This is a genomic window from Brucella sp. GW823-FHT04E01, from assembly GCF_058796175.1.
Map to the genome: position 1 here is coordinate 588,811 of NZ_JBXAIK010000003.1, position 13,913 is coordinate 602,723.

Sequence of the window (13,913 nt, forward strand, 5' to 3'; positions counted from 1 at the left end):
TGGTTTCATATTGCCTTCAACTTTATCGGCGTCATATCTGTTCGCAAACCGGAAATCGAGCCGGAAACAGAGATTGAGGAGAGACTTTATGAAACTAACATGGCTTGGCCACGCCGCTTTCCGCATTGAAACGGCAAAGGCTGTTATTCTCATCGATCCGTTTCTGAACGGAAATCCCGGTGCAAAGGGCATCGACTTCAAGGAGGCGACCAAGGGCGTAACCCATATAGCGCTGACCCATGGTCATGGCGACCATGTGGGCGATACGGTTGCCATCGCCAGGGAGCATGGCGCGATTGTGATTGCCAATGCCGATCTTGCAACCTGGCTTGGCAGCCAGGGCGTGGAAAAGCTCGATCCTGGCAATACGGGTGGCACGGTGGCGCATGACGGGTTTACCGTTACTTTCGTCAATGCACTCCACTCTTCGGCAATGCTGACGCAAAACGGTGTCTCGCAGGCGCTGGGGAATCCTAATGGTCTGGTATTCCATTTCGAAGATGCACCGACGCTCTATCATATGGGCGACACGGACATCTTCTCGGATATGGGGCTTATCAACGAGCTCCATCAGCCAGAAATCGGCATCGTTCCCATTGGCGACCGCTTCACGATGGGTGGCGCGGTCGCGGCTCTCGCCTGCCAGCGCTATTTCAACTTCAAAACCGTGCTGCCATGCCATTACGCCTCATTTCCGATCATCGACCAGACGGCGGATAAGTTCTTGGCCGGAATGGCAGATCATCGGGAAACGAAGGTTATTGCCGATCCAGCTGGCACCGTTCATTCGTTCTGACTTTGGATTTGAAGCGCAAGAAATGTTGCGCTTCAACAATCGCGCCGTTATAGCCGGTAGGAAAACTTTTCAGGGTGGCGGTTCGCCGCCCAATCTAGCATTTGCGGAGAACAGGATGTCCGTCGATATTTCTACCGTCAAGCGCGTCGCGCATCTGGCGCGCATTGCCGTCAATGACGACGATGCCGAACGCATGACTGGCGAACTCAATGCTATTCTGGGCTTTGTCGAGCAACTGAACGAAGTCAATGTCGATGGTATCGAGCCTATGACTTCTGTTACGCCGATGGACATGCGCATGCGCCAGGACAAGGTAACGGATGGCGGTATTGCTGCTGCGGTGGTGGCCAACGCACCGGTTACGGAAGACAATTTCTTCGTCGTACCAAAGGTCGTGGAGTAGGTTATGGCCATACGGGTTTCAGTCGAGACCCCCTTGCAGGATGATGTGCGCGCACTGGTCGAGGGCCTGAATGCGCATCTTCTGCCGCTGTCACCGCTGGAATTCCAGTTCAAGATGACAGTTGAGCAGATGGCGGGGCCAGATACGACGGTTTTTGTGGCGCGCGATGAAGACGGCAAGGCAGTCGGCTGCGGTGCCTTGAAGATGCACGAAGATGGCGTCGGTGAGGTGAAGCGTATGTTCACACTTCCGGAAGTGCGCGGAAAGCGCGTTGGTTCGGTTCTGGTGGATGCGATTGTCGATCAGGCGAGGGCCAAGGGCATTTCCCGCCTTGTACTCGAAACGGGCACGGGCCCCGGTTTTGCAGGTGCATGGCGGCTTTATGAGAATTCAGGTTTTACGCGCTGCGGTGTGGTTCTGGACTATCCGGATTCCGAATACAGCGCCTTTTTTGAAAAGCGTCTCGTTGAGGCGCACTGACAGGATTTGACGATGAGCGAACTGACCGCACTGACCATTGCCGAGGCGCGCGACAAGCTGAAGGCCAAAGCCATCACCGCGACCGAACTCACCGACGCCTATCTTTCCGCTATCGATTCCGCGAATGAAACCATCAACGCCTATGTGAAAGTAACTCACGATCAGGCGCGTTCGATGGCCAAAGCTTCGGATGAGCGTATTGCCAAGGGTGAAGCGGGCGCACTGGAAGGCATTCCGCTCGGCGTGAAGGACCTGTTTGCCACCAAGGGCGTGCATACGCAGGCCTGCTCTCACATTCTCGACGGTTTCAAGCCGGAATATGAGTCAACCGTAACAGCCAATCTGTGGGCTGATGGTGCGGTTATGCTCGGCAAGCTCAACATGGATGAGTTTGCAATGGGTTCGTCCAACGAAACCTCCTATTACGGTTCGGTCAAAAATCCATGGCGCGCCAACGGCTCCAACGCCGATCTGGTGCCGGGCGGTTCGTCGGGCGGTTCGGCTGCCGCTGTCGCCGCACAGCTTTGCGCTGGCGCTACCGCAACCGATACAGGCGGCTCGATCCGCCAGCCCGCAGCCTTCACCGGCACAGTTGGCATCAAGCCGACCTATGGCCGCGTTTCACGCTGGGGCACGGTTGCCTTCGCTTCGTCGCTCGATCAGGCTGGTCCGATCGCTCGCGACGTGCGTGACGCCGCTATTCTGTTGAAATCCATGGCTTCGCTTGATCTCAAGGATACGACATCGGTCGATCTGCCTATTCCGGATTATGAGGCTGCTATCGGCAAGTCACTCAAGGGCATGAAGATTGGTATTCCGAAGGAATATCGCGTTGACGGCATGCCGGACGAGATTGAGGAACTTTGGCAGAAGGGTATCCAGTATCTGAAGGATGCCGGTGCTGAGATCATCGATATTTCGCTGCCACACACGAAATATGCGCTGCCCGCTTATTACATCGTGGCACCGGCGGAAGCCTCTTCGAACCTCGCCCGTTATGACGGCGTGCGTTACGGTTTGCGTGTACCCGGCAAGGACATTGCCGATATGTACGAACAGACCCGCGCGGCTGGCTTCGGCAAGGAAGTAAAGCGCCGCATCATGATCGGCACCTATGTTCTGTCGGCTGGCTATTACGACGCCTATTATCTGCGTGCGCAGAAGGTGCGTACGTTGATCAAGAAGGATTTTGAAGATGTATTCGCCAAGGGCGTGCATGCGATCCTGACGCCAGCGACGCCATCGGCTGCCTTTGGTCTTGCCGATGAGGATCTCGCCAATGATCCGGTCAAGATGTATCTCAATGACATCTTCACGGTAACAGTCAACATGGCCGGTCTGCCGGGCATTGCCGTGCCGGCCGGTATCAATGACAAAGGCTTGCCGCTTGGCCTTCAGCTGATCGGACGTCCGTTCGAAGAAGAGACTTTGTTCCAGGCAGCGCATGCCATTGAGCAGGCTGCCGGACGGTTTACTCCGGCAAAGTGGTGGTAAAAACCGAACTTCTTATTCGCCGGGGTTTCCCCGGCGAATTTGTTTCTATGGCTGCATTAGCGGTCAGGGCCTGGCGGATAGCCGCGCGCGATATTGAACTGACCACTGAGCGGCAGAAACTGCTGGAAGCCAGGTTTCAACGCGATCTCCAAGAAATTGCGGACGGTGTTCTGGCTGCCGAAAAGGCAGGAATACTAGCAGGCTGGGGTGCCAGGGTGCCCCAAAGCAATTACATTTCCGATTTATGGGTCGATCCACCGCATCACGGGCAGGGGATTGGCAGACAGATTCTTGATGCCCTGATGGCGCAAATTCTGCTTGATGGTTTTGATGAAGCACTGATCGGCACCCATGCGGATAATCTTCCCGCGATCAATCTTTACAAAAAGGCTGGTTTCCGGATCGACCGGCAAGGAGATGAGTGGTCGGAAAGTTTCGAAAGAACCGTCGAGAAAGTCAGGATGCGCGCTGATCTTTGAAGGCCAGCTTACCGCAACCGTTGCCGAATGGTCTATCGCGCCTATTCTTCCTTGGAGTGGATAACATCAAGAGGAGGGCAAGCGATGTGGATCATGTTGACGGAAGTGAACGGCGAAAAGCTCGCCGTGAATTTTAATCACGTTCTCTCTTATAACGCTTATGGAACCGGCACACGTATTGTTACGCTGAGTACGGATCAGACGTTCTTCGTCAAAGAGTCGATTGAGGAGATTGAAGCCAAGCTAGGCATTGATGTGAAAGCCTGAAGCTTCTTTTTCTCAACGGCTTAAATAGTTTTATTGAAAAAGAAAATGAACGGCACCGTACTTGCGCATTGCCGTTCATCCTGTCTGCACTCTCGGGCACGTTTCGGGTCCGCTGAAATGCTCTATTTTTTACGCGCATCTCGTTCCGAAAACCAGTTCCCACTTTTCGGGACGCGCTCTAGATATCCAACTCTTCCACAAAAGCCGCACGGTCCTGAATGAAACGGAAACGGGCCTCTGGCTTGGTGCCCATCAGTTCATCCACGGTGTTGCGGGTTTCATCGACATAATCTTCGTCCACCTGAACACGCAGAAGCGTGCGCTTCTTTGGGTCCATGGTGGTTTCCTTGAGCTGTTCGGCACGCATTTCGCCAAGGCCTTTGAAGCGACCGATTTCCACTTTACCACGCCCGGTAAACATGGTGCGTAGAAGCTCATCCTTATGCGCTTCATCACGCGCATAAGCGACCTTTCCACCCTGGCTTAGGCGGAAAAGCGGAGGCACAGCCAGATAGAGATGACCATTGCGGATCAGGTCCGGCATTTCCTGATAAAAGAAGGTGATGAGCAGCGATGCGATATGTGCACCATCGACGTCAGCGTCGGTCATGACGATGACGCGATCATAGCGCAAGTCGTCTTCCCGATAATTTTTGCGCGTACCACTGCCGAGTGCCTGCACAAGATCACTTATCTGCTGGTTTGCCGTCAGTTTTTCGCGCCCGGCGCTGGCAACATTCAAAATCTTGCCGCGCAATGGCAGGATAGCCTGATTGGCGCGATTGCGCGCCTGCTTGGCTGAACCACCTGCCGAGTCACCCTCGACGATGAACAGTTCTGCACCGGCTGCGGCATTCTGCGTGCAATCGGCAAGTTTGCCGGGCAGGCGCAGCTTGCGCGTTGCGCTTTTGCGAACTGTTTCTTTTTCCTGACGGCGACGCAAGCGCTCGTCGGCGCGGTCGATCACCCATTCCAGCAGGCGAGATGCTTCCTGCGGAGAGGCCGTGAGCCAATGATCGAATGGATCACGGATCGCATTCTCCACGATGCGCTGTGCCTCGACCGTGGCAAGCTTGTCCTTGGTCTGACCGACAAATTCCGGCTCGCGAATGAAAACCGACAGCATCCCTGCAGCCGATACCATCACGTCATCGGTGGTTATGATCGAAGCGCGCTTGTTGTTGGTCAGTTCCGCATAGGCTTTCAGCCCTCGCGTCAAGGCAATACGCAAACCTGCTTCATGTGTGCCACCATCGCCGGTCGGGATAGTGTTACAATAGGAGTGGACGAAACCGTCCCCACCAAACCACGAAACGGCCCATTCGACGGCGCCGTGGCCACCTTGTTTCTCGGTCTTGCCCGCGAAAATCTCGCGCGTGACCTGATGTTCCTTGCCAAGCGAAGCCTCAAGATAGTCCTTCAGGCCACCAGGGAAGTGGAACACGGCCTTTTCAGGTGTTTCCTTCTTTGGGTCGAGCAGGGAAGGATCGCAGTTCCAGCGGATTTCAACCCCGCCAAACAGATAAGCTTTCGACCGCGCCATGCGATAAAGACGATGCGGATCGAACTGGGCTGTCTTGCCGAAAATATCAGGGTCTGGATGGAACCGGACGCGAGTACCGCGACGATTATGCACTTCGCCGAGCTCTTCCAGCCCGCCTTGCGGAATACCCCGCGAGAAACGCTGGCGATAAAGACGGCGATTGCGCGCGACTTCCACTTCCAGCATGTCAGAAAGGGCATTCACCACAGAAACACCGACGCCGTGCAGACCGCCTGACGTCTCATAGGCCTTGCCGTCGAACTTGCCGCCCGCGTGCAGTTTGGTCATGATGACTTCGAGCGTGGACTTCCCGGGAACCTGGGGATGTTCATCCACAGGAATGCCGCGTCCGTTGTCCGACACCGTGACAAACCCGTCGGCATCGAAGCTCACTTCGATGAAATTGGCATGTCCCGCGACAGCTTCATCCATTGAGTTGTCGATGACTTCGGCAAAGAGATGATGGAGCGCCTTTTCGTCCGTGCCGCCAATATACATGCCGGGACGCAGGCGCACCGGCTCCAGCCCTTCCAGAACGCGGATGGATGATGCGTTATAGTCGTCGCCTGCCGATGAAGCAGGCGGCGCCTTGGCCGTTACCGGCTTTGGAACAGAGAGCGAGGGCGCTGCCACTGGCTGCGCAACAGGCTGTGGTGCCACAGGCTTTGCGCTAGGCTTTTCCCCCTGGCGCCCCTGTTCTTGTTCCCGTTCTCGGGCCCGGGCATTGTTGACCACTCTCGAGAAGAGATCGTTGCTATCGTCCATCTGTTCCGAAAAGCTCTCTATCTGAATTTCAGGAGGTCTTTGCCGAGCCTGCTCGCCATCGACCGGAAAATACTGTTCGCGAATCAACTGAATGATGCCATGCGCGCTCACGAAAGGCGACTAAAGTTCGCCTTACGTTCCGTTTCCGCACGGCTTTTTCAAAGGGTTTTGTTCAGAACGGAACTGATTTGCACCAGAAAGAAGGCGAAAGTCAAACAAGCAGGACATTTCCGATCAAATTGGATGGAAACGCTACCACAGTTCGCATAGAGCGATAGCGGGGAATATTCAGAATACCGAGAGTTTGAAATGCAAAACAGCGCGACAAGCGGCATGGAAGCGCACGTTAAGGGCATGGCGATCATGGTGCTCTCGGTGCTTTTGCTGCCGCTGATGGACGCCATCGGCAAATGGCTCGCCATGGTGGATAATATGCCTCCTGCCACTGTCACCTTCATGCGTTTTTTCATTCAATGCTGGCTGATGTTCTTTATCCTGCTCATCGTTGGTGGTTTCGCTGCGCTGCGAACACAGTATCTGGCCGGTAATCTCATCCGCGGAGCCTTGATGGGGTTTGGTGGGCTCTGCTTCTTCACGGCGGTCAAATATATGCCGCTGGCTGATGCTATGGCCGTCTTCTTCGCCGAGCCGCTTATTCTGACGCTCTTTTCGGCAATTTTCCTGAAAGAAAAAGTGGGCTGGAGAAGGTTCAGCGCGGTCGGCATCGGTCTCATCGGCACGATGATCGTGATCCAGCCGAGTTTCGAGATATTTGGTGCTGTCTCGCTTCTGCCGTTGGCGACAGCCGTAACCTTTGCCATCTACCTGATCTTGAACCGAAAATATGGTGCGAAGGAAAGCCCGCTGGTCATGCAGTTCTATGCGGGTGTGGGCGGGTGGGTACTCGCTGGCGTTGCCGTGATTTTCGGAACTGCGGCGGGGCTTGGTGATCTGAGTTTAGGTCTGCCGCAAGGCATTCAGCCTTGGCTGCTTTTGCTGCTTTTGGGGACGATCGGAACCGTCAGCCATTTGATGGTTGTGCAGGCGTTCAAGCTGGCACCGGCATCCATGCTGGCACCGTTCCAATATCTGGAAATCGTCAATGCGGTTCTGGTCGGCCTGATCGTGTTCGGCGATTTCCCGACACCGTCGAAATGGTGCGGCATCGCGATCATCGTCGGATCGGGCTTCTATGTTTTCATGCGCGAGCGCCGTGTGAAAGTCGACGCCGTGGCCTGAGGCAGAGCTAGAGCGGTTCCAGTTAAAACGGAATCGTGGGACCGCTCTATTTCTTTATTTTACGCATTACCCAACGCAAAACCGCTTCGCACTTTTGCTGGAAATGCTCTATTTCAGCTGACGGGCTCCGAAGACCGTCTCGAACGCTCTTCCCAAAGCGACGTCCATGTCGCCCATTGTTACCGGCAATCCAAGGTCTACAAGGCTGGTAACGCCATGTTCCGAGATTCCGCAAGGAACGATGCCGGAATAATGGCTGAGATCGGGTTCGACATTGATGGCTATGCCGTGAAAGCTCACCCAGCGACGGAGGCGGATGCCGATAGCAGCAATCTTGTCTTCACACATGCCGCCATTGGCAAGGCGCGGCTTTTCAGGCCGTGTAACCCATACGCCGACACGATCCTCACGACGCTCGCCTTTGACGTTGAACTCGGCAAGGCTCTCGATGATCCACTGCTCAAGAGCTGTCACGAAGGCGCGCACGTCCTCGCGGCGGCGTTTCAGGTCGAGCATCACATAGACAACGCGCTGGCCAGGTCCGTGATAGGTATATTCTCCGCCGCGCCCCGTGTTGAAGACAGGGAGACTGTTCGGGGTCAGGAGATCGTCTGCATTGGCGCTCGTCCCTGCCGTGTAAAGCGAGGGATGCTCGACCAGCCACACCAGTTCATTGGCAGTGCCGTCCCGGATGGCCTGGACACGTGCTTCCATGAAAGTGAGTGCTTCTTCATAATCCGTCAGCCCTTCGGCAACGACCCAATCGACCGGAGCCGCATCAGCGGCGACAGGCCGGAAATGTGCCTCCAGCGCATCGCGTTCACGCGGCTTTTGTGAAGCTGTCTCGAAAATGGGGAAGGCGGAATTATTCGTCATGATGGCACCATATGGCGGTTTTGCAGCGCGACCGCCAGATGGCAAAATGCCTCCCCGATCAATGAATCGCGAGCGGTACTTCCTTTTCACAGCGATTGCGTCCTGCCTGCTTGGCCCGATAAAGCGCGCGGTCAGCGGCATTGACGAGATGGCTATAATCGGGATGACCGTTGAATGCTGCAACCCCGATGGACAGCGTTACAGACTGGCGTGCGCCATCGGGAAGGTTCAACGGTTGTTGTGCTATCTGTCTGCGAAGCTCTTCGGCGATTGTAAAAGCTTTGTTCTCGTCGGCTTCTACGAGAGCGACGAGAAACTCTTCGCCACCATAGCGGAACACGAAGTCGCTCGGGCGGCAAAGCGACAGGATCGCTTCGGCCACCTGCTGAAGGACTGCATCGCCACTGCTGTGTCCGTATGTGTCGTTAATGTTCTTGAAATGATCGATATCGATCATCAAAACGCTCAGATCCATGGCCTTTTGCGAGGCCATGCGCACTTCACGGGTCAGGATCGAAGGCATGAAACGCCGGTTTAGAGCACGTGTCAGTGGGTCACGACCTGTTTCCATCGCGGCGGCCGCCTGAAATAATTCGGATAGCAGGAATTTCACTTCACCGATCTTGGTTTGAAACTGTGCCAACGAAGCCGCAAGGCCGGCGGGGTTGTCCTTGCGTGCGCTGTTGATGGCAGGCAGGAGAACATTGTCGATATGTTCTACATTCCGGCGGATGTTTTCCAACGTACCGGAGTTGGAGAACATCAGATCAGCCTTGTGTTGCAACCACAATCCGAAATCCGAGCTTGCGAGCGAGTGAAGCGGACTATCGGCATTGCCGTAGAGGTTGAAGAGAAGCGACTGGCTCCATTCCATAAGCGCTGCACGTTGCGATTCGCGTTCAAGCGGAAAATCGTGACTTAGCGTGAAAGCCCGGTAGGCTTCGTCGGTCTGGGCACTTTCGCGCGCGTCCTTGACGAAGGCTTGGCTCATGATTTCGATAGCGATGTCGATGGCATTGCTGACATGCACGATCAGGCGCGCCAGAACCTCTCTTGAGGCAACTTCCACTTTCAGTTGACGGACGATTTCGTTTTTCAGCAGGCGCGCGCCTTGCATGACGACGTGGATCGGCACATCGATGCGGGCGTGAACCTCGCCAACCTTGCGCTGTTCACGAATGAATGCCTCAACATCGTCGGCTGTTCTCTGGAACATTTTCAACAGCCAGTCGCTCAGTGAATTGTGCAAACGTTCCTGCACCATTTTCTGGGACAGGAATGTCGCTGCATCACGATTGTTCATAAGGCGATTATAAAAAACACCGACAAACTGCTCGCGGTGACGGCCAATCAGATCACGGAGAAAGAGAGCATGTTCTTCGGGCAGGCCGCTGACCAGCTCGACCCATTCGGTCTGGGTTGCGCCCAGTCCAGTTTTCGATCCCCATGTCATGTCGATTTCAGAGGTCGAATAGTCCATGTTCCTGCTCCTTGCGATGACCGCAAAGCTCCGCCCGCTACCGGTGCTGGACCGGTGCCGGATCGGCCTCGCGGATTGGAGATTCTGCGGCTTTCCCTTTGCTTGGAAAGGGCTGCGTGCGAATTCAACAGGCACCTAATATCCCGACTTTCTTAAAAAGTCTCTCCGCAAAATGGCGGGTTAGTAATTGGGTTTAATTGGCAGCGCTTTTTGTAGAGTGCGGTCGAGATTGATAGAGCGTCGTAAGATTAAGTGACTTTACCAAATGGTTGTTTGGCCTACCTATCTGCGGGCAAGATTCCAATTCTGGCCATCTCTGGAAAGGACTCCGGAATGAGATTTACGTTAATTTCTGCGGCTCTCGCGCTCTTTGCGGTTACCGCTGTCGCTGAAGCAGGCACACCGGTTGCTCCGGCTCCGATTCCGGCTGTAGCCGCCAATAGCACTGGTTCGGCCATTCAGGTCGACTATCGCTGCCGTCGCGGCATGGTTCGCACGCCGAGCGGTCGCTGTGTTACGGATCGCCGCTGGCGGGATGATCGTCGCGGATGGGATCGTCACTCACCACGTTATTATCGCGAACGGGATCGTGATCGCCGCTGGCGCCATGATCGTGATCGTCATCGCGACAGAATCTATATCGAGCCACGTCGTCGCGGCCCGCACAACTAACAAAGAAAAAGAGCAGCGATTTCGCTGCTCTTTTTATACCGGCTCGGCTTGTGTGTCGGAAAGACTGTCAAGTTGCGGAAATACATCCGCTGTCATAGGGGCCAGGACGTCAATCACCAGTCCATCTGGCGCGAAGTTGATGTCGCATTTGGCCCTGAGTTCGCCCGTGAGAACGGAATAGAGCAGCCGCTGGCCGAAGCCACGACGGGTAGGGCGTTCGACTGCAGGTCCTCCGTCTTCAACCCAGCGCATATGAAATTTTCGCTCGCCCTGCCTTTCGAGCACATCCCAGCTGAATTGGACCGTGCCGTTTTCATTGGAGAGCGCGCCGTATTTCACGGCATTGGTCGCGAGTTCGTACAAACCAAGCGAAAGCGAAACCGTTACACGGTCGCTTACCACGAGTTCTGGACCACTGGTTCGGATTCGATGACCGAACGTGCTGTTGAAAGGGGCGAGGGCAGTTTCGCAGATCTGGCTGATCGTTGTGCCCGTCCAGTCCTCCCGAAGCAGCATGTCTTGAGCCTGACTAAGCGCTCGCAGCCGCTCGCTGAATAGTTCGTTCGCGGTTTGCGGATCGGTGGCATTGCGCAAGGTCTGGTTGGCGATTGATTGCACCATTGCCATTGAGTTTTTGAAACGGTGCGAAATTTCACGGGTCACAAGTGCCTTGTCAGCCTCGGCTTTTTTGCGTTCGGTGACGTCGATGACGATACCCAGAAGCGCAGGTGATTTGCCGAGGAGAGCTTTGGCTCGTGTTTCCACCCAGCGCACCTGTCCCAGCCTGTTGGTAATGCGATATTCGACCCGGAAAGATTTGCCTGTAGCAAAAGATTCCTCCGAACGCTGGATAAGCGTTATCCGGTCTTCAAGCATCACCATGTCGATGATCTTGTCGTAGTTGACTGGTTCGTCCGGCGTCAGTCCGAAAATGCGACGATATTCGGCCGAGCAGCTAATCTCCCCGGTCGTGTAATCCCGCGTCCAGAAACCGACATTCGCCACTTCAACGATATACTGGAGTTGATCGCTGCTACGCTGCTTTTCAATTGAGAGCGTTTCGCGTTCTTTTTCGAGCTCAACCAGTTTGCCGAGTTCCAGCGTCACATCAAGCTGCGACGAAACGAAGTGATGAAGTTCGCCATTCTCGGTTTTGACCGGGGAGATATGAAGTCGATTCCAGAACGGCTCGCCAGATTTCTTATAATTGAGAATATCGATCTCAACGGACTGTTCGGCTTCCAATGCCGAATGGATGATCTCGACATGTTTCGGGTCTGTGCCAGGGCCTTGAAGAAAGCGGCAGTTCTTCCCGATGATTTCGTCGGCCTCGTAACCAGTGAGGTTCTGGAAGGCCTCGTTTGCAAAGATGATCGGATTGTCCGGCAGACGCGGATTTGTGATGAGCATTGGCATGGGCGTCAGTTCAACCGCTGCCGTGAAGGGATTCGCTTCCTGGGAGAAAGATGCTCCCAAAACTTTCACGGACGGCTGTACTCTTGTTGCCAATGCAAACCCCACTCGCTGAAAACGCTTACAAGCTGTCCTAATTCACGCAAGTTATCTCATTGTCGCTTAATTTGCGAACAAAAATAATGGAGTAGCTCGAACGAAAATATTGGATCTTTCGTTAAATCATTGATGGAATGGCCATGCATTGCGACGTGAAAATAAGGCATGCACATAATTTACCGACAATATTCAGCGTGCATTCATAAACGGAAAGCAATGATGGCATCATTGAAATGGAGAAGCACAGGATGAACACCTTCAAAAAGATGATGGTTGGCCTCGTCGGTGCAAGCTTTCTGATCGGCGCAATGGTTCCGGTCTCGGCTGCACCTGTCATGCCAACTGCGCCTGCGGCGAGTAATGAGAATGTTCAGCAGGTCCGCGATGACCGCTGGCGCCGCGGGCCAGGACATGGAAACTGGGGTGGACACCGACCTGGGTATCGTCCGGGCTGGCATGGTCGTCCTCATCGTCCGGGACCTGGCTATTGGAATGGACACCGCGGTTATCGGCACTACCGTCATGGCTATCGTCGCAGCAATGATGGGTGGTGGTATCCGCTCGCAGCTTTCGGCGCTGGCGCAATCATTGGTGGTGCAATTGCAGCTCCGCCGCCCCCACCGGTCTATCGCGCGCCTGCTTATGGTTACAGCAACTCGCATGTCCAGTGGTGTTATAATCGTTATCGGTCCTATCGGGCTTCCGACAACACTTTCCAGCCGTATAACGGTCCCCGTCAGCAGTGTTATTCGCCATACTGACAGTGGAAATTTGTTAAACTCAATGAAGCCGCCCTTCATGGGCGGCTTTGTTTTTGTGGACTAAGTCTATCAACTGTATCCGTGAGTAATTGTCATCCATATCAGTGCATTCTAAAAGGCGGCGGGATAAGATTCCGGGGTGCATTTGTTGAATCGCTTTCGGTCTCCCCATTTCATAACGAAGCGCTAAAGGAGACGGGATGCGCCAGATTTTACCCAAGGCTTTGGCCGGTATAGTTATACTCGGCATACTGAGCGTAGTACTTGGTTCCTGGTACACGATTGACGAAGGTGAGCGCGGCGTTGTTTTGCGCTATGGGGCGGTTTCCGGCGTTGCACAACCGGGGCTGGGCTTCAAAATTCCGGTGATCGATTCGATTGTGCGAATATCGGTGCAATCCAAGGCTGCGATCTATAACAGCATGGAAGCCTATAGCCGCGATCAGCAACCAGCTACGATGAACCTGTCGGTCAATTATCGCATTCCGCCAGACCGTGTGGAGGAAGTCTACGCGACCTACGGCGGTGAAGACGGCCTCTTGTCCCGCCTTGTCGAGCGACGCGTTTTTGAGGAAAGCAAGACTGTTTTCGGCAAATTCAATGCTGTGGAAGCCATTCAGGAGCGTAGCCGTCTCAATCAGGAAATTGCTGAGGCAATTCAGAGCAGTGTACGCGGTCCGGTTATTATCGACACGGTGCAGATCGAGAATATCGATTTTTCGGACTCCTATGAGCAGTCCATCGAACAGCGTATGTTGGCCGAAGTTGAAGTGCAGCGTCTCCGCCAGAATGCAGAGCGCGAAAAGGTACAGGCTGAAATCACAGTGACGCAGGCAAAGGCGCAGGCAGACGCACGCCGTGCCGAAGCCCAGGCTCAGGCCGATGCGGTTCGTCTGCAGGCGGAAGCCGACGCAGAAGCGATAAGGATAAAGGGTGAGGCAGAAGCAACTGCCATCAAGGCGCGTGGCGATGCGCTTCGTGACAATCCGGGTCTTGTCGCACTGACGCAAGCAGAACGATGGGACGGTCAGCTGCCAAGCACGATGCTACCGAATGGAGCAATACCCATGCTGAACCTGAGCAATTCCCAGACGCAGCAGAAATCACCTGACTATTGATATAGTTGCAGAGAGACCAGCTGGGTCG

General features: G+C 54.7%; 14 protein-coding genes. 10 read left to right on the forward strand and 4 right to left on the reverse strand.

Features of this window, described 5'->3' with window-relative positions; all coding sequences use genetic code 11:
* The first annotated feature begins 88 nt into the window (after positions 1 to 88).
* From AC1RHM_RS13195 to AC1RHM_RS13220, 6 genes are all read left to right on the forward strand, one after another.
* Complete coding sequence (locus AC1RHM_RS13195; protein WP_010658862.1) at positions 89 to 796, forward strand: metal-dependent hydrolase; 708 nt, start codon at positions 89 to 91, stop codon at positions 794 to 796.
* Between the two features lie 115 nt (positions 797 to 911).
* Positions 912 to 1,199, forward strand: a complete 288-nt coding sequence (gene gatC / locus AC1RHM_RS13200; protein WP_010658861.1) for an Asp-tRNA(Asn)/Glu-tRNA(Gln) amidotransferase subunit GatC — start codon at positions 912 to 914, stop codon at positions 1,197 to 1,199.
* A 3-nt stretch (positions 1,200 to 1,202) separates the two neighbouring features.
* A complete protein-coding gene (locus AC1RHM_RS13205) occupies positions 1,203 to 1,679 on the forward strand; it encodes a GNAT family N-acetyltransferase (RefSeq protein ID WP_010658860.1) in 477 nt (158 codons plus the stop codon).
* Between the two features lie 12 nt (positions 1,680 to 1,691).
* A complete protein-coding gene (gene gatA, locus AC1RHM_RS13210; protein WP_010658859.1) occupies positions 1,692 to 3,173 on the forward strand; it encodes an Asp-tRNA(Asn)/Glu-tRNA(Gln) amidotransferase subunit GatA in 1,482 nt (493 codons plus the stop codon).
* Positions 3,167 to 3,652, forward strand: coding sequence for a GNAT family N-acetyltransferase (locus AC1RHM_RS13215; RefSeq protein WP_010658858.1), 486 nt, complete (start codon positions 3,167 to 3,169; stop codon positions 3,650 to 3,652). Before gatA ends, AC1RHM_RS13215 begins: the two co-directional genes overlap by 7 nt.
* Before the next feature lie 84 nt (positions 3,653 to 3,736).
* A complete protein-coding gene (locus AC1RHM_RS13220) occupies positions 3,737 to 3,919 on the forward strand; it encodes a flagellar FlbD family protein (RefSeq protein ID WP_010658857.1) in 183 nt (60 codons plus the stop codon).
* Between the two features lie 178 nt (positions 3,920 to 4,097).
* On the opposite strand, the gene parE is transcribed toward AC1RHM_RS13220, so the two are convergent.
* A complete protein-coding gene (parE, locus tag AC1RHM_RS13225) occupies positions 4,098 to 6,227 on the reverse strand; it encodes a DNA topoisomerase IV subunit B (RefSeq protein WP_010658856.1) in 2,130 nt (709 codons plus the stop codon).
* A 309-nt stretch (positions 6,228 to 6,536) separates the two neighbouring features.
* Between parE and AC1RHM_RS13230 the strand changes: the two genes are divergently transcribed.
* Positions 6,537 to 7,466, forward strand: a complete 930-nt coding sequence (locus tag AC1RHM_RS13230; protein WP_029375964.1) for a DMT family transporter — start codon at positions 6,537 to 6,539, stop codon at positions 7,464 to 7,466.
* Positions 7,467 to 7,574: 108 nt separating this feature from the next.
* Here AC1RHM_RS13230 and lipB read toward each other — a convergent pair whose 3' ends face one another.
* Together lipB and AC1RHM_RS13240 are read right to left on the reverse strand one after the other, a co-directional pair.
* Complete coding sequence (lipB, locus tag AC1RHM_RS13235; RefSeq protein ID WP_029375963.1) at positions 7,575 to 8,342, reverse strand: lipoyl(octanoyl) transferase LipB; 768 nt, start codon at positions 8,340 to 8,342, stop codon at positions 7,575 to 7,577.
* 58 nt (positions 8,343 to 8,400) lie between these two features.
* Entirely contained in the window at positions 8,401 to 9,822 is a 1,422-nt protein-coding gene (locus AC1RHM_RS13240; protein WP_010658853.1) for a GGDEF domain-containing protein, read from the reverse strand.
* A 333-nt stretch (positions 9,823 to 10,155) separates the two neighbouring features.
* Between AC1RHM_RS13240 and AC1RHM_RS13245 the strand changes: the two genes are divergently transcribed.
* A complete protein-coding gene (locus AC1RHM_RS13245) occupies positions 10,156 to 10,494 on the forward strand; it encodes a hypothetical protein (RefSeq protein ID WP_010658852.1) in 339 nt (112 codons plus the stop codon).
* 33 nt (positions 10,495 to 10,527) lie between these two features.
* On the opposite strand, the gene AC1RHM_RS13250 is transcribed toward AC1RHM_RS13245, so the two are convergent.
* Positions 10,528 to 11,970, reverse strand: coding sequence for an HWE histidine kinase domain-containing protein (locus AC1RHM_RS13250; RefSeq protein ID WP_010658851.1), 1,443 nt, complete (start codon positions 11,968 to 11,970; stop codon positions 10,528 to 10,530).
* Between the two features lie 284 nt (positions 11,971 to 12,254).
* Between AC1RHM_RS13250 and AC1RHM_RS13255 the strand changes: the two genes are divergently transcribed.
* Positions 12,255 to 12,767 (forward strand): BA14K family protein, encoded by a 513-nt coding sequence (locus AC1RHM_RS13255; RefSeq protein ID WP_010658849.1) that lies wholly within the window; start codon positions 12,255 to 12,257, stop codon positions 12,765 to 12,767.
* A 200-nt stretch (positions 12,768 to 12,967) separates the two neighbouring features.
* Positions 12,968 to 13,885, forward strand: coding sequence for a prohibitin family protein (locus AC1RHM_RS13260; RefSeq protein ID WP_010658848.1), 918 nt, complete (start codon positions 12,968 to 12,970; stop codon positions 13,883 to 13,885).
* Positions 13,886 to 13,913: the final 28 nt, after the last annotated feature.